The sequence below is a fragment of the Actinomadura roseirufa genome, assembly GCF_900659635.1.
In the GTDB taxonomy this organism is placed as follows: domain Bacteria; phylum Actinomycetota; class Actinomycetes; order Streptosporangiales; family Streptosporangiaceae; genus Spirillospora; species Spirillospora roseirufa.
On sequence record NZ_CAACVB010000017.1, the window covers coordinates 25,015 to 43,685 of the forward strand.

The 18,671-nt window shown below is 71.5% G+C and carries 16 protein-coding genes and 1 tRNA gene; 5 read left to right on the forward strand and 12 right to left on the reverse strand.

The window, feature by feature from the left end:
• Nucleotides 1–208 precede the first annotated feature (208 nt).
• From pth to E1291_RS06000, 3 genes are all read right to left on the reverse strand, one after another.
• On the reverse strand, nt 209–784 hold the full coding sequence (gene pth / locus E1291_RS05990; protein ID WP_131736716.1) for an aminoacyl-tRNA hydrolase: 576 nt from the start codon (nt 782–784) through the stop codon (nt 209–211).
• A gap of 86 nt (nt 785–870) precedes the next feature.
• Nucleotides 871–1,488: a 50S ribosomal protein L25/general stress protein Ctc gene (locus E1291_RS05995; protein WP_131736718.1), complete on the reverse strand. Its 618-nt coding sequence runs from the start codon at nt 1,486–1,488 to the stop codon at nt 871–873.
• Nucleotides 1,489–1,790: 302 nt separating this feature from the next.
• Nucleotides 1,791–2,393, reverse strand: a complete 603-nt coding sequence (locus tag E1291_RS06000) for a TetR/AcrR family transcriptional regulator (RefSeq protein ID WP_131736740.1) — start codon at nt 2,391–2,393, stop codon at nt 1,791–1,793.
• A gap of 87 nt (nt 2,394–2,480) precedes the next feature.
• On the opposite strand from E1291_RS06000, the gene E1291_RS06005 reads away from it, so the two are divergent.
• Entirely contained in the window at nt 2,481–3,248 is a 768-nt protein-coding gene (locus E1291_RS06005) for an SDR family oxidoreductase (protein ID WP_131736719.1), read from the forward strand.
• A gap of 197 nt (nt 3,249–3,445) precedes the next feature.
• Here the strand turns inward: E1291_RS06005 and E1291_RS06010 are convergent, their stop codons facing one another.
• The 4 genes from E1291_RS06010 to E1291_RS06025 all read right to left on the reverse strand — a co-directional run bounded on the left by E1291_RS06010 (nt 3,446) and on the right by E1291_RS06025 (nt 7,412).
• Nucleotides 3,446–4,426 carry a ribose-phosphate diphosphokinase gene (locus tag E1291_RS06010; RefSeq protein WP_131736720.1) on the reverse strand — a complete coding sequence of 327 codons (981 nt, stop codon included), beginning with the start codon at nt 4,424–4,426 and terminating at the stop codon, nt 3,446–3,448.
• Nucleotides 4,427–4,630: 204 nt separating this feature from the next.
• A complete protein-coding gene (gene glmU / locus E1291_RS06015; protein WP_131736721.1) occupies nt 4,631–6,106 on the reverse strand; it encodes a bifunctional UDP-N-acetylglucosamine diphosphorylase/glucosamine-1-phosphate N-acetyltransferase GlmU in 1,476 nt (491 codons plus the stop codon).
• A 201-nt stretch (nt 6,107–6,307) separates the two neighbouring features.
• Nucleotides 6,308–6,379 (reverse strand) — tRNA-Gln (locus E1291_RS06020).
• Nucleotides 6,380–6,494: 115 nt separating this feature from the next.
• Complete coding sequence (locus E1291_RS06025) at nt 6,495–7,412, reverse strand: ADP-ribosylglycohydrolase family protein (protein WP_131736722.1); 918 nt, start codon at nt 7,410–7,412, stop codon at nt 6,495–6,497.
• A gap of 238 nt (nt 7,413–7,650) precedes the next feature.
• Here E1291_RS06025 and E1291_RS06030 point away from each other — a divergent pair, with 238 nt between their 5' ends.
• Together E1291_RS06030 and E1291_RS06035 are read left to right on the forward strand one after the other, a co-directional pair.
• Nucleotides 7,651–8,604: an acyl-CoA desaturase gene (locus E1291_RS06030; RefSeq protein ID WP_131736723.1), complete on the forward strand. Its 954-nt coding sequence runs from the start codon at nt 7,651–7,653 to the stop codon at nt 8,602–8,604.
• A 53-nt stretch (nt 8,605–8,657) separates the two neighbouring features.
• On the forward strand, nt 8,658–9,401 hold the full coding sequence (locus E1291_RS06035) for a TetR/AcrR family transcriptional regulator (protein ID WP_207400584.1): 744 nt from the start codon (nt 8,658–8,660) through the stop codon (nt 9,399–9,401).
• 219 nt (nt 9,402–9,620) lie between these two features.
• Here E1291_RS06035 and E1291_RS06040 read toward each other — a convergent pair whose 3' ends face one another.
• Both E1291_RS06040 and E1291_RS06045 read right to left on the reverse strand, forming a co-directional pair.
• Nucleotides 9,621–10,415: a trans-aconitate 2-methyltransferase gene (locus E1291_RS06040; protein WP_242613968.1), complete on the reverse strand. Its 795-nt coding sequence runs from the start codon at nt 10,413–10,415 to the stop codon at nt 9,621–9,623.
• A 73-nt stretch (nt 10,416–10,488) separates the two neighbouring features.
• Nucleotides 10,489–10,938, reverse strand: a complete 450-nt coding sequence (locus E1291_RS06045; RefSeq protein WP_131736725.1) for a MarR family winged helix-turn-helix transcriptional regulator — start codon at nt 10,936–10,938, stop codon at nt 10,489–10,491.
• A 101-nt stretch (nt 10,939–11,039) separates the two neighbouring features.
• Between E1291_RS06045 and E1291_RS06050 the strand changes: the two genes are divergently transcribed.
• Together E1291_RS06050 and E1291_RS06055 are read left to right on the forward strand one after the other, a co-directional pair.
• A complete protein-coding gene (locus E1291_RS06050; protein ID WP_131736726.1) occupies nt 11,040–11,885 on the forward strand; it encodes an NAD(P)H-binding protein in 846 nt (281 codons plus the stop codon).
• A gap of 229 nt (nt 11,886–12,114) precedes the next feature.
• The gene (locus E1291_RS06055; RefSeq protein ID WP_131736727.1) at nt 12,115–12,621 is read left to right on the forward strand and encodes a MarR family winged helix-turn-helix transcriptional regulator; all 507 of its coding nucleotides are present in this window, start codon (nt 12,115–12,117) and stop codon (nt 12,619–12,621) included.
• Between the two features lie 156 nt (nt 12,622–12,777).
• Here the strand turns inward: E1291_RS06055 and E1291_RS06060 are convergent, their stop codons facing one another.
• The 3 genes from E1291_RS06060 to E1291_RS06070 form a co-directional block, all read right to left on the reverse strand.
• Entirely contained in the window at nt 12,778–16,146 is a 3,369-nt protein-coding gene (locus E1291_RS06060; protein ID WP_131736728.1) for a S8 family serine peptidase, read from the reverse strand.
• A gap of 226 nt (nt 16,147–16,372) precedes the next feature.
• Nucleotides 16,373–18,142: an ABC-F family ATP-binding cassette domain-containing protein gene (locus tag E1291_RS06065; RefSeq protein WP_131736729.1), complete on the reverse strand. Its 1,770-nt coding sequence runs from the start codon at nt 18,140–18,142 to the stop codon at nt 16,373–16,375.
• An 81-nt stretch (nt 18,143–18,223) separates the two neighbouring features.
• Nucleotides 18,224–18,538 carry a hypothetical protein gene (locus E1291_RS06070; RefSeq protein ID WP_207400585.1) on the reverse strand — a complete coding sequence of 105 codons (315 nt, stop codon included), beginning with the start codon at nt 18,536–18,538 and terminating at the stop codon, nt 18,224–18,226.
• Nucleotides 18,539–18,671 lie beyond the last annotated feature (133 nt).

Here is an 18,671-nt window from a genome sequence, read left to right on the forward strand (position 1 = left end):
TCGAAGACGGCCGAACGTCGCTTCAGGTTCACAAACATCCCGAAGTCTCGTTTGATGCATCTTACGAGCGCATCGCCCCGATCGAGACCCTAGACGCCGCACTCGCCACCAAAGCGACCGGGACCGGCCGCACTCCGGAGACTTTTTTCTCACCTGAGTGACACCCCCGGGACGCCCGCGCGGCGCCGCGCCCGGCCGGGCGCCCGGCTCAGCCGACGTGGAAGGTGTTCTGCGCCGCGGCGAGGCCCCCGGCGATGAGCGCCTCGACGGCGTCCGCCGCGCGCTCGACCTCCAGGGCGAGCTCCTTGCGTTCGGCGGCGGAGAAGTCCTTCAGCACGAACGCGGCGGGGTCCATCCGGCCGGGCGGACGTCCCACCCCGAACCGGACGCGCAGGTACTCCTTGTCACCCAGCGACCGGGTGATGGACCGCAGCCCGTTGTGGCCGTTGTCACCGCCGCCCTGCTTCAGCCGCACGGCCCCATAGGGGATGTCCAGCTCGTCGTGGACGACGATGAGGTGCTCCAAGGGCACCTTGTAGAAATCGCGCAGGCCCTTCACGGGCCCGCCCGAGTCGTTCATGTACGTGCGCGGCTTCGCCAGCACGGCGCGCGCGCCCGCGAGCCGTCCTTCCAGGACGTCGGACCGGGTCCTGTGCGACTTGAACTTCCCCCCGGCGCGGCCGGCGAGGACGTCCAGCACCATGAACCCGGCGTTGTGCCGGTTCCCGGCGTACGACGGACCGGGGTTCCCCAGCCCGACCACCAGCCAGCCGTCCGAACTCACCCGAACTCCCTACAGCGGACGGTCCCCGCGGGTGCGCGCACCCGCGGGGACCGACATGACCGTGTCGTGAGGACCCGGTACCCGGATCACTCGCCCGCGGGCTCGCCCTCGGCCTCGGCCGTCTCGCCCTCGGCCGCCTCGGCGCCCTCGGCGGGCTCGGTGGAGACGGTCGCGTCGACGATCTGGACGATCAGCGTCTCCTCGTCGGCGGCCAGCGTCGTGCCGGAGGGCAGCTTGAGGTCCTTCGCGAGCACCTGGGTGTCGATCGCCAGGCCGGTGATGTCCAGGTCGACCGACTCGGGGATGTGGGTCGCCTCGGCCTCGACCGAGATCTGCACCTCGGTCTGGACGAGCCGGCCGCCCGCGACCACGTCGCCGACGACGTTCACGGGCAGGTCGACGGTGACCTTCTCGCCGCGCTTCACCAGCAGCAGGTCGACGTGCTCCAGGAAGCCCTTGACCGGGTCGCGCTGGACGTCCTTGGGCAGCGCCAGCTCGGCGCCGTTGCCCAGGCCCTCGATGGTCAGCAGCACGTTGGGGGTCTTGAGCGCGAGCATCAGCTCGTGGCCCGGGAGGGAGATGTGCTGGGGGTCGGTGCCGTGACCGTAGAGGACGGCGGGCACCTTGCCGGCCCGGCGGGTGCGCCGCGCGGCACCCTTACCGAACTCGGTGCGCGGCTCGGCGGCAATACGTACCTCGGACACGGCGAAAACTCCTCGTTGTTGCGATCCACGGCCGTCCTGGCATGGACGTCCGCTGCGGACAGAGCGAATCAGGCGTTGCTCGATGCGTCAGGCGCCTCGAAGATTCTTTGCGTTCCTCGGGGAGTGCGGGTCCTGTACCGGCACCGCACTGAACGACCCGGGGCATACGCGGATTCATCAAGTCTAGCCGATCGGCGCTATGCGCAACGCCAGAGGGCTTGCATACGCGTGCCCGGCGGCCCCCGCGGCGGCGGGCGCCGGGAGACCGCGCGGGAGACCGTGCGGGAGACGACGAGGGAGGCTTACGCGGGCCAGGCGGCGAGAGCGGTCCGGGCGATCGCGAGCAGGTCGTCGCGGGTGGCCCCGTCCCGGGCCTGCTGGGACATCCCCTGAATGGTGGCGCCGAGGAACCGCGCCAGACCACGGGCGTCGGTGCCGGACGGCAGGACCCCGGCCCGGACGTCGGCGTCGACGAGCTTCTCAAGGGCGGCGACGTTGGCGTTGCGCCGGGCCCGCAGGTCGGCCTCGACGTCGGCGGAGGCCGGCGTGCAGTTGACGGCCGCGCTGATGACCAGGCATCCCGGCGGGTGGTCCGGGTCGGTGTAGGCCGTCGCGAGAAGGTCCAGCAGGGGGCCGACGACTTCGCGGGCGGTGACCCCCTCGCGCGGCTCGGCGTCCACGCGCGGGCCGTAGTTCTCCTGGTAGTGGGCCACCACTTCACGGAAGAGCGCCTTCTTGTCACCGAAGGCCGCGTAGAGGCTGGGCATGCTGATGCCCATGGCGCGGGTCAGCTCGGCGGTCGAGGTGGCCTCGTAGCCGCGCGCCCAGAACAGGCGCAGCGCCACGTCCAGCGCGGCCCCCCTGTCGAAGCTCCGCGGGCGGCCGCGTCGAGGTCGTTCGGTCATCGTCACCCCCACATTGTATAGCGACCACTAGGAAAAGATGCTAGCGTGACGGCATTCGATAGCGATCGCTACAGAAAGAGGGACGTCATGCCGTCGACGAACAGGACCGCCCTGGTGACCGGTGCCAGCCGTGGGATCGGGCGGGGCATCGCGCTGCGGCTCGCCCAGGACGGGCTGCTGGTGGGAGTGCACTACGGCTCGAACGAGGTGGCGGCGAAGCAGACCTTGCAGGACATCGAGCGGGCCGGGGGCCGGGGCTTCCTCGTGCACGCCGAGCTGGGGGTCCCCGGCGACGTGGAGCTGTTGTGGGCCGGAGTCGACGCGGCCCTGGCCGAGGCGGGTCACGGGCCGGAGATCGACGTCCTGGTGAACAACGCCGGCATCGGCTCCTCCAATGACTTCGAGACGATCACGCCCGGCGAGTTCGACCGGCTGTTCGCGGTCAACGTCAAGGCGCCGTTCTTCATCGTGCGGGAGGGCCTGGGGCGGCTGCGCGACGGCGGCCGGATCATCAACATCTCCTCCGGGGTCACCCGCATCGCGTTCCCGAGGATCATGGGCTACAGCCTGACCAAGGGCGCGCTGGAGACCTTCACCCACACGCTCGCCCTGGAGCTGGGGCCGCGCGGCATCACGGTGAACTCGGTCGCCCCGGGCATCGTCGAAACCGACAACACCGCGCCGCAGCTGGCCACCCCGGAGGGGAAGGCGGGGGCGGCCGCCTTCTCGGTCTTCAACCGGCTGGGCCAGCCCGACGACATCGCCGACATCGTCGCCTTCCTGGCCTCCGACGACGCCCGCTGGATCACCGGCCACCACGTCGACGCCACAGGCGGATCCCTGCTGGGAGTCTGAGGAAGCGAGTCAGCGCCACCAAGCACACAACGGCCAGGGTCCGGACGAGACGACCTAAGCCGTCACGCGAGCGCGCGACCTGACCGGCGGGGCAATGCCGAAGGCGAGCCCCGCCGGGAAGATCGCGAAGCGATTCGCGCTCGCACAAGAACGGTCACGAAGCGAGCGCCAGCGAGCGAAGTGGGCCGGGCTTGAATTTAACTGTGTCCGCCGAACAGGCTGGTCACCGAGCCGTCGCTGAACACCTCGTTGATCGCGCGGGCGACGAGCGGCGCGATCGACAGGATGGTCAGCTTGTCGAACTGCTTCTCCTCGGGGATCGGCAGCGTGTTGGTCAGGACGACCTCGGCGATGCGCGAGTTCTTCAGCCGGTCGACGGCGGGGCCGGACAGGACGCCGTGCGTCGCGGCGACCACGACCTTGGCCGCGCCGTGGTCGAACAGGGCGTCGGCGGCCTTCACGATGGTGCCACCGGTGTCGATCATGTCGTCGACGATGACGCAGGTGCGACCCGCGACCTCGCCGACGACGTCGAAGACCTTGACCTCGTTGGCGACGTCGGGGTCGCGCTTCTTGTGGATGATCGCCATCGGCACGCCACCGAGCCGGTCGCTCCACCGCTCGGTGACGCGCACCCGGCCGGCGTCGGGCGCGACCACGGTCACCTGGGAGGTGTCGAGCCGGCTCTCGAAGTGCTGGGCCAGCAGGTCCAGTGCGAACAGGTGGTCGACGGGGCCGTCGAAGAAGCCCTGGATCTGCGCGGTGTGCAGGTCCACGGCGATCAGCCGGTCGGCGCCCGCGGTCTTGAACAGGTCGGCCATCAGCCGGGCCGAGATGGGCTCGCGGCCGCGGTGCTTCTTGTCCTGCCGGGCGTAGCCGAAGAACGGCGCGACGACGGTGATCCGCTTGGCGGACGCGCGCTTCAGCGCGTCCACCATGATCAGCTGCTCCATGATCCACTGGTTGATGGGAGCGGTGTGGCTCTGGATCACGAAGGCGTCGGAGCCGCGGACCGACTCCAGGAACCGGACAAAAGTCTCACCGTTGGCGAAATCATAGGCGGACGTCGGCGTGAGGTCGACGTGGAGGTTGTCGGCGACTTCCTGGGCCAGGTCCGGGTGGGCTCGGCCGGTGAAGAGCATCATCTTCTTCTGGCCGCTCGCTTTGATCCCACTCACCACTGACAACTCCCCCTCAATGGAACTGCGCTCATTCGTGGGTGCTGTGTCCCCACTTCCCGCGCACCACAAGGGTCTCTGTGGCGCACGGTGGTCTGTTGTCCGTGGGGGAACGCCAGTGTCCCTCCACCTCCCCGCCATGGGACGGGGCAGTCTTGTCTCAGGCGGGAACCCGCTCGCGGGGCTCCCGCCGGGGCGCGCCCGTCAGGCGCCGTCCGCGGGCTCGCCGGCGCCGTCCGCGCCCTGCTCGCCCTCCGTCTCGCGGACGCGGCGGGCCGCCTCCGCCGACGGGGTGCCGGCGCGCCTGCGCTCGACCCACCCTTCAATAGTGCGCTGCTTGGCCCGCGCGACCGCCATCGCCCCGGCCGGCACGTTCTGGACGATCACCGAGCCGGCCGCCGTGTAGGCGCCGTCCCCCACCGTCACCGGCGCGACGATCATGTTGTCGCTGCCGATCTTCACGTGCGAGCCGATGACGCTGCGCTGCTTGCGCACGCCGTCGTAGTTCACGAACACCGAGCTCGCGCCGATGTTGGAGCCGGCGCCGATCTCGGCGTCGCCGACGTAGGTCAGGTGCGGCACCTTGGAGCCCTCGCCGATCTCGGCGTTCTTGGTCTCGACGTACGTCCCGACCTTGGCCCCGCGCGCCAGGCGGGTGCCCGGCCGCAGGTAGGCGAACGGGCCGACGGACGCCTCGGGCCCGACCTCGGCGCCGGTGCACACGGCGTTCACCACCGCCGCTCCGGCGCCGACGCGGGTGTCGGTCAGCGTGCAGTTCGGGCCGACCCGCGCGCCCTCCTCCAGGTGCGTGCGGCCGTGCAGCTGCGTGCCCGGGTGGACCTCGGCGTCCGGGGCCGCCGTGACGTCCACGTCGATCCAGGTGGTGGCCGGGTCGATGACGGAGACGCCAGCCCGCATGTGGGCCTCGACGATCCGGTCGTTCAGCCGCCGGCGCGCCTGCGCGAGCTGGACCTTGTCGTTCACGCCCAGGGTCTCGACCCAGTCGGCGACGAGGTGGGCGCCCGCCCGGTGCCCGTCGGCGCGCAGGATCGCGACGACGTCGGTGAGGTACTCCTCGCCGCCCGCGTTCTCGGTGGTCACGCGCTTGAGCGCGGACTCCAGCAGGGCTCCGTCGAAGGCGTACATGCCGACGTTGATCTCGTTGATGGCCCGCTGCGCGGCGTCGGCGTCCTTGTGCTCGACGATCGCGTCGATGCCGCCGTCGGCGGCGCGGACCATCCGGCCGTACCCGGTCGCGTCCGGGATCTCGGTGGTCAGGACGGTCGCCGCGTTCCCCTCGTCCTCGTGGGTCCGGACGAGCGCGGCGAGCGTCTCGCCGCGCAGCAGCGGGTGGTCGCCGTTGGTGACCACGACGGTGCCGGTCAGGGCGCCGACCCGCTCCAGCGTCGTCCGGACGGCGTGGCCGGTGCCGCCCTGCCGTTCCTGCACGACGGCCTCGGCGTCGGGCGCGTGCTCGGCCAGATGGGCGGTCACCTGCTCGCGCCGGTGGCCGACGACCACCACGAGCCGCTCGGGCTCCAGCGCGCGGGCGGCGGCCAGGACATGGCCGAGCATGCTGCGCCCGCACAGTTCGTGCAGCACCTTCGAGGTGCGGGACTTCATCCGGGTGCCCTCGCCGGCGGCGAGGACGATGACGGCGGCCGGGCGGCTGGCGCTCACTGGGGAGGCTCCTCGGCATCGCGAACTGGGATCGGTTTCGGGTGCGGACGAGCTGTCTACCTGCTGCGACAGGGCATGGCAGGCCGCAGAGCGCCCGACAGGGGAAGGATACCGCCCGCGGCCGTCCCGTCATCCCGCGCCCACCGGGACCGCCCCGGCCGCGGCCCTGGCGGGCCCGGTGACCGGGTTCGTCGAGAACAGCTCCGGCGCAAGGATTCGAACCTTGTCTAAGGGCACCAAAAACCCTTGTGCTGCCGATTACACCACGCCGGATCAAAGCCGACAGATCCGGCCTACGCCGGATCGTCCGGGCGTCCACGATACCGAGCCGGGAAGATCCAGCCCACCCTATTCCCCACCCCCGGCCCGTCCCGCGCCGAGGGCTTCGTCACTCGCCCGGAAGCCACCCGGGCAGGGGCTCGCGTGCGGCGAGCCAGCCGGCCGGGACCGCGTCCGCGCCGCGATGGGCGCCGATGACGCCGCCCACGATCGCCGCGGTGGTGTCGGTGTCCCCTCCGACGAGCGCGCAGGCCCGCACCGCCGCCTCGTAGTCGTCCAGCATGGTCGCCGCCGCCCACAGCGCGAACGGGACGGTGTCCTGGGCCGAGACCCGCGAGCCGTTGCCCAGTTCGCGCGCGGCCTCGCGCGGGGACCTCTCCAGCAGCCAGAGCGAGTTCTGCAGGCCGCGCTGCACGTACTCGCCCATCGTCGTGCGTTCGAGGGCGGTCTCGATGAGGTCGGCGGGCGCGAGCGGCTCCCCCCGGTGCGCGGCCGCGGCCGCGGCGGCGACGGCCACCGCGACGGCGCCGGCGATGCCCTCCGCGTGGGCGTGGGTGACCTCCGCGGACAGGACGGCCTGCTCCGCCGCGAGGTCGAGATCATCGCTGAAGTAGGCGCCGAGCGGCGCGACCCGCATCGCGGCGCCGTTGCCGTAGGAGCCCCTGCCGCCGAAGAGCTCGCCGGCCGCCCGCCGCCAGGGCGCGCCGTCCCGGACGCGGGCGAGCAGCTCGGCCGCGCCGACCCCGTACCCGCGCCCGGCGTCGAACCGCCCGGCGAAGGCCGCGGCGAGCGCATCTTGGTTGATTTGTCCGAATCGGTTTAGGACGTCCACGACGGAGCACGCCATCTCCGTGTCGTCCGACCAGGCCCAGGGGGCGGGCGGCACACCGGTCTCGGCGGAGACGCCCCGGTTGGCGAGGATGAAGAACTGGTCTCCGAAGGCGTCGCCCACCGAGAGCCCGGTCAGCGAACTCCTGGCCCGGGTCGAGCGTTCATCTTGCGAGCGTTCGTCCTGTACGAGGGACATCTCACCATCCTTTCGCGGCGCGGGCGCCACCGCGACCGGATCACACGGCGTCGATGCCCTGATCCGTGCTTGATACCAGAATCCGACCATCTGAACCGCAAGAGAACTTTGTGGCCTATGGGACAGATTCGCGCTGAATTTACCATCCAGCACTGTCCAACCTACGGTTCCGTAGGTTACGTTGCCGTAGGTAGCACGGTCCCCAGTCCAGGCACCAGAAGCAGGAAGCGGTGAGTACATGACCACGGCCCCCGCCATCGAGCCTCCCCGGCCGCAACGACGACCCGAGCTCGCCCCGCAGACCCGAGGGAACGCGGAACGCACGCTCGTCGCCGCCTTCACCGGCGTGCCCTTTCTCGCCCTCTTCGCGGCCGTCCCGCTCGCCTGGGGCCGGTTCCTCGGCTGGACCGACATCGCGATAATGGCCGTCTTCTACCTGCTCTCCGCGGCGGGCATCACGGTCGGCTACCACCGTTTCTTCACCCACGGCTCGTTCAAGGCCAAGCGTCCCCTGAAGATCTTCCTGGCGCTGGCGGGGAGCCTCGCCATTGAGGGACCGGTCATCACCTGGGTCGCCGACCACCGGCGCCACCACAAGCACTCCGACAAGGAATTCGACCCCCACTCGCCGTGGCGGTTCGGCGACGACTGGAAAGCGCTCACCAAGGGCCTGGTCTGGGCACACTACGGCTGGTTGTTCGACGCCAACCGCACATCCAAGCAGCGCTTTGCCAAGGATCTGCTGAACGACCGCGACATGACGCGCATCCACCGCGCGTTCCCCGGCCTCGTCGCGGTGTCCTTCCTGCTTCCCGCCGTCCTCGGCGGCCTGCTCACCTCGTCGTGGACGGGATTCCTCACCGCCCTCTTCTGGGCCGGGCTCGTCCGCGTCACGCTCGTCCACCACGTCACCTGGTCGATCAACTCCATCTGCCACACATTCGGCAAAGAGGACTTCGAGGTCCGCGACAAGTCCCGCAACGTCTGGTGGCTCGCCATCCCGTCCCTCGGCGAGTCCTGGCACAACCTTCACCACTCCGATCCGACGTGCGCGCGGCACGGCGTCCTCAAAGGACAGGTCGACATCAGCGCGCGCATCATCCAGGGCTTCGAGAAGGCGGGCTGGGCCTACGACGTCCGCTGGCCGAACGACGAAAGGCTGGCGGCCAGGCGGACCGAGCGGGTCCGTTGACCGCCACAATTGGTTCCGTGACAGAACCCGCTCCCAGGACCCGCAGAAAGCGGATGACCGGCAAGGAACGCCGCGAGCAGCTTCTCGACATCGGCCGCACGCTGTTCGCCGGGCGCGGCCTGGACGGCACGTCGGTGGAGGAGATCGCCTCCGCGGCGGGGGTGTCCAAGCCCGTGGTCTACGAGCACTTCGGCGGTAAGGAAGGGCTCTACGCGGTCGTCGTGGACCGCGAGTTCGAGAAGCTGCTGCGCCTCGTCACCGAGGCGCTCACCTCCGCGACGCACTACCGGAGCATGCTGGAGAGGGCCGCGCTGGCACTGCTGGAGTACATCGAGGAAAGCCCCGACGGGTTCCGCATCCTCGTCCGCGACTCCCACGGCGGCACCGGCACCGGCAGCTACGCCAGCCTGCTCAGCGAGATCGCCGGCGAGGTCGAGTACATCCTCGCCCAGGAGTTCGACCGGCACGGGTACGACGACAAGTTCGCCCCGCTGTACGCGCAGAGCCTCGTCGGCATGGTCGCGCTCACCGGGCAGTGGTGGCTGGACGTGCGCAAACCGCGCCGCGAGGACGTCGCCGCCCACATCGTCAACCTGGCGTGGAACGGACTGTCGGGCCTGGAGCCCCGGCCGTCGCTGGACCCCCGCAGGCGCCGCAGGGAGATGGAGCGGCTGGAGAAGCGCGCCGAGAAGGCCGCCGCCAAGGCGGAGAAGGCCGAGGAGAAGGCCGCCGCCAAGGCCGAGAAGGCCCAGCGCCGGACGCGGCGCGACCTCGACGCCGAGGCGCAGGAGGGCTGAGGCGGCCCCGGTGGGACCGGTGGCCGTCCGGAGTTCGTCCGGACGGCCGCCGGCCGGGGTCGCCGCCGCCGGGTCACGGCGCCGGGATCCGCGCCGGCCGCGGGTCTGCGATCATGTAGAGGTCGCGTTCCGGCGCGGCCGGTGGGCACCGCCCGCCCTCCGAGCTGGCACACCGCAGGGGAACGAGTCGCTTCCCTCGGACGGCGGGCGGCGCCCCGCCTAAGGGGCGTTCCGGCTGGCGATGACGAACACCCGCCGGAAGGGGAACACCGTCCCGTAGGACGTGGCCGGATAGGCCGTACGGAGCAGGGCCCGGTAGGAGTCGAGGAACTCCTCGGTATCCGCCGGACCCAGAATTGAGAGCACGGGGCGCAACGTGGTGCCCTTGACCCACTCAAGTACCGGGTCGTCCCCGTGCAGGACTTGCGTGTACGTCGTCTCCCAGGCGTCCACCGTGTACCCGTGCCGTCCCAGCAGGTCGAGGTAGCCGGACGGGGTCAGGACGGGGTCGGCCCGGAGGACCGTCCCGAGCGCGTCCTTCCACCGGGGCGAGCGGCACAGCTCGCGCAGCAGCGCGTGGCTCGGCGCGTCGTGGTTGCCCGGCACCTGGAAGGCCAGCCACCCGCCCGGCGCGAGGGCACCGGCCCAGCGCGGCAGCAGCGCGGGATGCTCGGGCACCCAGTGCAGGACGGCGTTGGACACGATGACGTCGACGGGTTCCCGCGGCGCCCAGGACGCCACGTCCCCGACCGCGAAGCCCAGCCGTCCCGGGATCTCGTGCCGCCGCGCCGCCGCGATCATGTCGGGTGAGGCGTCGAGCGCCTCGACGACCGCGCCCGGCCACCGCCGGGCCAGCGTCGCGGTGAGCTCCCCCGACCCGCAGCCGAGGTCGGCGACCCGGCGCGGCTCGACGGCGCCGATGCGGGCGACCAGCTCGGCGAAGGGCCGCGCGCGCTCGTCGCCGAAGGCCCCGTACTGCGCGGGGTCCCACACGGCCGCATCTTGTCTCGACATCAAGACACATGATGCCCGGCTCATATCTTGATGTCAAGAATCTTGCCTCGGTCCAGACTTTCGCGCCGCTCGCTCAGGCTTGGTCGGCCGTAGTGGGGTGGTCGCGCAGCAGAGCCGTGGCGGACTCGTGGATCTTGGCCAGGGCGCTCATCAGGTGGTCGCGCTCGGCCGCGGTGAGGTTCGCGGTCACCCGCTCCTCCAGTGCCCGCCGCTCGTGCTCGACCGGCTCGCGCAGGGCACGGCCCGCGTCCGTGAGCCAGAGACGGACCAGGCGGTTGTCGCGGTCGTCACGGCGCCGCTCGACGAGCCCGGCGGACGCCATCCGGGTGGCCATCTTGACGACCGTCGGGGTCGTGACGCCGAGCGCGGCCGCGATGTCCCCCGGCGTCCGGCCGTCCCGCTCCCACAACGCCGCGAGCAGGAGGTTCTGGCCCAGGTGCAGGCCGTGCCGCCGCATCGACGACTCCGCCACCGCGCGCAGCGCCTTCGTCGTGCGGCCGTGCAGGTCGAGGAACTCGGGCATGGGCACCTCCGGGGCGGCCGAGACGATCGATTGACGGCTAATCATTAACCGGCTAGCGTTCTCCCGCAGATCATTAGCCGGCACATGACTTTGGAGTCCTCATGCTACTGGTGACCGGTGCCACCGGGACCATCGGCCGCGCGCTCGTCGGCGAACTGGACGCGGCGGGCGCCGACGTCCGCGTCCTGGTCCGCGACCCCGCTCGCGCGGCCAGGCTGCCGGAACGCGCCGGGCGGGCCGTCGCGGACCTAGACGAGCCCGCGAGCCTCGCACCGGCCTTCGCCGGCGTCACCCGGCTCTTCCTGCTCACCCCGGGGATCGGCACCGCGCACACGGCCCACGCGGTCGCCGCCGCCCGGTCGGCGGGGGTCGGGCACATCGTGCACCTGTCGTCCGCCAACGTCCTCGGGGACCCGATGCCCGCCATGGGCCGCTGGCACCACGAGCGCGAAGAGATCGTCCGCGGCTCCGGCCTTCCCGCGACGTTCCTGCGGCCCACCGGCTTCATGCAGAACGCCCTGGAATGGGCGTCCACGATCCGGGCCGGCCACGTCCTCGACCCGATCGGCCCGGGACGCTTCGCGCCGATCGACACCGCCGACGTCGCCGCGGTCGCCGCCGCCGTCCTGACCGGGGAGGGGCACGCGGGCCGCGCGTACGTTCTCACCGGCGGCGAGGCGCTCACCGTCGCCGAGCAGGCCGGGCTCATCGCCGCGGCGGCGGGCCGGGACATCGAGGTCCGCGCGGCGGCCACGCCCGCGGAGGCCGTCCGGTCCCGCTTCCCCGGCGGCGCGCCCGGCCCCCTCGCCGACGCCCTCGTCGAGGCGTTCACCCTCATGCGCGCCGACACCACCGGGCTCCGGACCGACACGGTGGAACGCCTCCTCGGCCGCCGCCCCCGCACGTTCGCCGACTGGTGCCAGCGTAACGCCGCCGCGTTCCGCTGAGCCCGCCGCGCCGCGCTCGGCGAGACCGGCAGCGGCCGGTCCACCCGGCGGATGGCCGCCACCCGCAAATCTCCCCTACACGCTTCGAGACCATCTCAAGTCGGTCCTCGCCGAGGTCGGCGTCCGTAGCCGCCGCGAGCTGACGACCCGCCTCACCGGTGTCTGAGCGCCCGGAATCGGGGGAGATCAGGGGAAGTCGTCTCGATATCGAGACGAGTAGGGTGTCGGCATGGAGGATGAGGTCGACCGCCTGGTCTCGGCGTGGAACGCGGAGCGCCCGGACCTGGACGTGCGGCCGCTGCACGTCCTCAGCCGGGTGTCGCGCCTCGCCCGGCATCTGGACCGTGCCCGGCGCGCGGTGTTCGTGGCGCACGACCTGGAGCCGTGGGAGTTCGACGTCCTCACGGCGCTGCGGCGCGCGGGCCGCCGCTACGAGCTCAGCCCCGGCCGCCTGCTGCGGGCGACGCTGGTGACGTCCGGGACGATGACGAACCGGATCGACCGGCTGGCGGCCGCCGGGCTGGTCGAGCGGCACCCCGACCCGCAGGACAAGCGCGGTGTGCTGGTGCGGCTGACGCCCGCCGGACTGACCCGCGTGGACGCCGCGTTCGCCGACCTGCTCGACCGCGAGCAGGCGATCCTGGAGGGACTGAGCCCCGCCCAGCGCGACACGCTCGCCGACCTGCTGCGCACCCTGCTGGTCCCCTTCGACTCCGAAACCCAGCCCCTCGCCTAGCTCGCCTGTCTCCCTCGGCTGTCACGCGAGCGCGCGACCTGACCGGCGGGACGATGCCGAAGGCGAGCCCCGCCGGTCAGATCGCGAAGAAATTCGCGCTCGCACAATCCCGGTCACGAAGCGAGCGCCGTGGGCCGGGATTGCACTGAATACTGCTTAGTAGACGCTGTGGAGGGTCTGGTCGATGCTGCTGCCGCCCTCGTCCTGGGCCTTGACGCGGAGCGTCAGCTTCTGCCCCTCGCCGGGCTTCGGCAGGGGGGCCGAGAACCGGCCGCCGTCCAGCGGCTTGACCGTGGCGGGCTGCCAGGTCTTACCGTCGTCCAGCGACGTCCACGCCTCCAGACCGGTGACCTTCTGCGAGCCGGTTCCGGCGACGCGGGCCACCGTGAACGTGGCGGGCGCGCCCGTCGGACGGTTCAGCAGGTCCAGCCCCAGGTCGTACTGCACCTGGAGCAGCGGCAGGGCGGCGACGCCGGTTCCCGCGTCCGCGCCGGACGAACGGAAGCTCCACGTGCTGGAGGTCCGGTTGTTGACCGGCAGCAGCCGGGAGAGGTCGTTCTCATAGGTCAGGCGGTAGGTGGCCGCCTTCTCACCGACCTTGAATTCCCCGAGGGTGGATCCCTTCTCTCCGATCTTCCGATCGTCTTCGTACAGGGACATCTTCCAGGGGAACCTCTCGAAGTCGATGTAGCCGCTCAGCATGTTCGGCCGGGTTTGGAGGTTGAAGACCTGGATCCGCATCAGCCCCCGAGTGCGGCTGGTGACTTCCGCGGGGAAGAAGGTGTACAGCTCGGAGCCCGGCGCGAGGAAGCCCGGATGCTGCCCCTGCGCGCCCCATGACTTGGTGACCCGGCTGCCCGGTTCGGCTTCGGCGAAGGGATCGAACTCCGCCCAGATCGTCGGGTCATCGCCGGGCAGCACAGGGCCCGGGTACGCGACGTCCTCCCAGCGCAGGCCTTTGTACGCGCTGACGTAGTCCGTGCGGGTCGAGCCCGGTTTCACATCGTATTGGGCATCGACGGCGTAGAAGCCCTCGGGGAGGACTGCCATGCGCCTCTCCGCCATGCGCTGGCTCGTGTCCCCGTTGAACGCGGTGAAGCGCTGGTCGATGCGGGCGAGCCGCTTCTGAACTTCTGGCGTCACGACGAAGGACGGGTCGGCGGGCAGCCGGTCGCCGAGCGGCTCCACCAGATCCCACACGGTGTCGGGCGCGGCGAGCCGGACGGACATGTAGGTCCGGAAGGAGCCCGTCGACACCCCGCCACTGGCCTGGACATAGACCTTGTCCTTCGGGTCCACCGCTTCGGCGAGATGGCCCCAGTAAGCGTGGCCGTCGCTCTGCAGGGACCTGAAACTCTGTGGGCCCTGCGTGGTCTCGCGGCCCTCCACACGTGCGGTGACCTGCTTGGCCTTCGCCCCGTCGATCGTGACGGTGACATCCCGGTCCACCTTCACCTCGGGGGCGCCACCGAGCGCCACGCTGGTACCGCTCGTGCTCTCCGGACCGTCCATGACCCTGCCGAGCACGGAGTAGGTCCCGTCGGGCACCCGGATCTGAAGCGGCTTGTCCGGTCCTCCGAGCCCTTGGTACAGGTCCACGGGAGCGCCGCCGAGGCTCGTCACGCCCACGCTCCCGCTGAACTTGTCCGGTGCGGTGCCCGGCAGCGGCTTCCCGATGACGGTCAGCGTGTGACTCGCCGGCTCGACATAGAAGGTGACCGGCGTCCGCACGCTCGTGCTCCCGCTCCTGGCGGTGACGGTGGCGATGTAGAAGCCGGGCTGCGCCTTCGCCGCGTTGACGGTCAGCAGCGTGCGGGACGTCCCGCCCGCCGGGACGGCCAGCCGGGAGTCGGCAAGGGCCGCGACGTCCGGGTGCTCCTTGCCCGCGCGGTCGGTGACCCGCACCGACAGATCGGCGGTCAGCGCCGGGCCGGTCGAGGTGAAGCCGACCTTGGTCGTCAGCGCCGGATGGGCCGGGAACGCCGACGTGCCCAGATGCGGAACGGCATCGGTGGAGACGAGCGGAGCGGCCACGGCGGCGGCCACGTCGAGCCGTCCCGCACCCTGCCGGTAGACATCCCCGCCGAGCGCGTGCGACGTGCCGACCAGAGCCGCCTTCAACTGCGCCCCCGTCCACCGCGGGTGCCGCTGGAGCAGCAGCGCGGCGGCACCGGCGACATGCGGCGTCGCCATCGGCGTCCCCGACACGCTCGTGTACTGGTCATCGATCGGACGGCCCCAGGAGGTCCCCGCCGCACGGGCGGCGACGATGTCCACACCCGGGGCGGTGATCTCCGGCTTGGCCGCCGGCCGGCCGGCCCGGGGCCCACCGCAGGAGAACGGCGCCACCTTGTCGGCGCCGTCCACCGCACCGACGGCCAGGGCGGAGTCGGCGGACGCCGGCGTCAGGACCGAGCACGTCAGCGGCCACGGGCCCGGGAGAGCCGGGACGGTGTTGCCCGCCGCGGCGACGACGAGCGTCCCGTACTCGGCGGAGATCTTGTCGATCGCCAGCGGCAGCGGGTCGGTGCCGTCGGTCTCCTCCCCGGTCACGGTCAGGGTGACGACCTTGGCGAGCGGCGCCGCCCACTCCAGGCCCTCGATGATGCCCGACGAGGTGCCAGATCCGCTGTAGTCCAGTACCTTGCCGATGACCAGCGAGGCGTCGGGCGCGACGCCCTTGCGCTCACCGCCCGACCCGGCGCCACTGCCCGCGATCAGCGCGGCGACGTGGGTACCGTTCCCGAGGCGGTCAATGGCATCGGTGGTGCCGACGAAGTCCTTCTTCTCGGCGATCTTGCCCTTCAGATCGGGATGGTTCTCATCGATGCCCGAGTCCAGCACCGCCACCTTGGCCCCGGCGCCGGTGACGCCGGCCTGCCACGCGGCGGGCGCGCCGACCTGGGACAGGTTCCCATCGAGCTTCGGCCCGGCGGCCCGGCGAGCGGCCGAGGTGGGCAGGGCGGCCGCCTTGACCTTCCGGTCCAGCCACACCCGCGTCGCACCGGCGCCCAGCAGCGATCGCCCGAGCGTCACGGCCCGCTTCTTCGGCTGCCGTGCCGCCACCGCCCCCAGCGAGCGCAGCTCACGGGCCGCCGCGAAGCCCTGGACCGCCGAGCGTCCGCCGCCTTGGACGATCAACGGGATGTCGGCGCTGTGCGCGTCGTCATAGCCCTGCCGGATCAGCCCCGTCACGTCGAACAGAGCCGGATCGAGCACCGTCCCGTACCGGCGGGCGGCGTCGGACGGCACGACGATCACATGCCCGTCCCGCCGGATCGTGGTATTGAAGATCGGCTTACGCCCCTGGCCCGGCCGGACCTTGACCAGCGGCGGCCGCTTCTTGACCGTGGTCACCTCGACCACGTCACCGGTGACCAAGGTCACCGTCCAGTGATTACCCGTGGGCAGCGCGACTGCTCCGCCACCCGGTGGCGCCGCCGCGGCGGCCTGCGAGGGGACGACCGCGCCCGCCGCCGCCACCATGGCGGCGGCCAGGACGCGACCGGTACTTCTTTTTCTCATGCTTCTCCTTGCCTGGAGATGATCACCTCCCTTGATCACCCGAAGCGTCCGGCCGCTTTCCCCGGGCGCGCAGGCCGAGAAGCACACTTACATGGTGGCGTTTCGGTCGCCACACGTGACCTGTGGTGGGCAGCGAAGGTCGGCGACCGAATCACGAACGCAATGCGGCGGGCCCCGCTTCATTCGTGAAAGCGGGGCCCAGGGGCACAGTCGTGATCGAGTGGAATCAGCCGACGTCTTCGGCGAGCATCAGCCATTCCTCTTCGACCTGGGCGGCTTCGGCCTTGATGTCCCTGAGGCGGCCGTCCAGTTCCTGGAGCTTGGCATAGTCGGTCGCGTGCGCGGCCAGCTGCTCGTGGAGCTCGGCCTCCTGCCCGGCGAGCTTCTCCAGGCGCCGTTCAAGCCGGTCGAGTTCCTTGCGGGCCTTCCAATCCTGGCCGCCCTTGGCCGCCTTGGACGGGCCGGCCGGAGCCGCCTCCGCCTTGGCCATGGCGGTGCGGGTCGGGGCATTGCCCGCCGCGCGGCGATCGAGATACTCGTCGACGCCGCCGGGCAGCATGGCCACGCGGCCGTCACCGAGCAGCGCCACGACGTGGTCGGTGATGCGCTCCAGGAAGTACCGGTCGTGGCTGACGACGACGAGCGTTCCCGGCCAGCCGTCGAGGAGGTCCTCCAGCTCGGTGAGGGTCTCGATGTCGAGGTCGTTGGTGGGCTCGTCCAGCAGGAGGACGTTCGGCTCGCCCATGAGGAGGCGCAGGACCTGGAGGCGGCGCCGCTCGCCGCCCGACAGGTCGCCGACGGGCGTCCACTGGCGGTCGCCCGGGAAGCCGAGCCGTTCGAGGAGCTGGCTCGCGGTCCATTCGCGCTTGCCGACGGTGATGCGGCGGCGGATCTCCTCGACCGACTCCAGGACGCGCCGCTCGGGGTCGAGGTCCTCAAGGTTCTGCGACAGGTGGGCGAGCTGGACGGTCTTGCCGCGCACGACGCGGCCCGCGGCGGCCTGCACCGACCCGTCCAGGACGCGGAGCAGGGTGCTCTTGCCGCTGCCGTTGACGCCGACGAGCCCGACGCGGTCGCCCGGCCCGAGCCGCCAGGTCATCCGCTCGAAGAGGTCACGGCCGCCGACCCGGACGGTCACGTCCTCCAGGTCGTAGACGGTCTTGCCGAGCCGCGCGGTCGCGAACCGGGTCAGCTCGACGGAGTCGCGCAGGGGCGGCTCGTCGGCGATGAGGGCCTGCGCGGCGTCCACCCGGAACTTGGGCTTGGACGTGCGGGCCTGCGGGCCGCGGCGCAGCCACGCCAGCTCCTTGCGCAGCAGGTTCTGCCGTTTCGCCTCGGTCGCGGCGGCGATCCGGGAGCGCTCCGCCTTCGCCAGGACGTAGGCGGAGTAGCCGCCCTCGTAGCGTTCGACGGCGCCGTCGACGACCTCCCAGGTCCGCTCGGTGATCTCGTCGAGGAACCAGCGGTCGTGGGTGACGACGAGCAGCGCGACCCGGCGGGCCTTCAGATGCCGGGCGAGCCAGTCGATCGCCTCGATGTCCAGGTGGTTGGTGGGCTCGTCCAGCAGCAGCAGGTCGGACTCGGGGACCAGCAGCCGCGCCAGCGCCACCCGGCGCCGCTCCCCGCCGGACATCCCGGCGACGGGCGCGTCCAGGTCGAGGTCGGCGAGCAGGCCGCCGAGGACGTCGCGGACGCGGGTGTCGCCCGCCCATTCGTGCTCGGCGCGGTCGCCGAGCACGACGGTCCGGACCGTGGCGCCTTCGGCGAAGTCGTCCCGCTGGGTCAGGTAGCCGAGCCGCAGCCCGCGCGCGTGCGTGACGCGCCCGTCGTCGGGTTCGGTCTCCCGCGCCAGCACGGACACGAGCGTGCTCTTGCCACCGCCGTTGCGGCCGACGACACCGACGCGGTCGCCGTCGTCCAGCCCGAGCGACACGGCGTCGAGCAGCGGCTTGGGCCCGTAGGCCTTGGCGACGTTCTCAAGATTGATCAGATTCACGACACCATCAAGCCTATTGCCCCGGGCGAACCGGTCATCCCACCCGCGCGGATTTCGCGAGCCGGACGGGACGCCCCGGCGTCACGCGGGCGGCGTCGGCCCCTGTCCGGGCTGCTGCCCGTACCCGGGCGGCGGAGCCTGCCCATACCCCGGCGGTGGGGCCTGACCGTATCCGGGCGGCGGAGCCTGGCCCGACGGACCGTAACCGGGCTGCGGGGGCCCGTAGTGCGGCGGCTGACCGTACGGAGGGGCCTGGCCGTACGGAGGGGCCTGGCGGCCCGACCTCCCACGGGCGACGACCAGCACCACGACCAGCACGCCCCCGAGGATGACGACGAACAGGACGAAGAGCAGGAAGAGCAACTCCGCGGAACCAGCGTTCGCCGCCATGGTCATCTCACAGATGTCACCGTGCACGTCAGGGAGCGGCAGAAGGGCCGAAGCCCCTCGAACCAAGCCCTCAGGCTAGCGCCTGGACAGCAGGGACAGCAGCCCCAACAAGAACGAATCGCCCACCCGAGCCAGAACG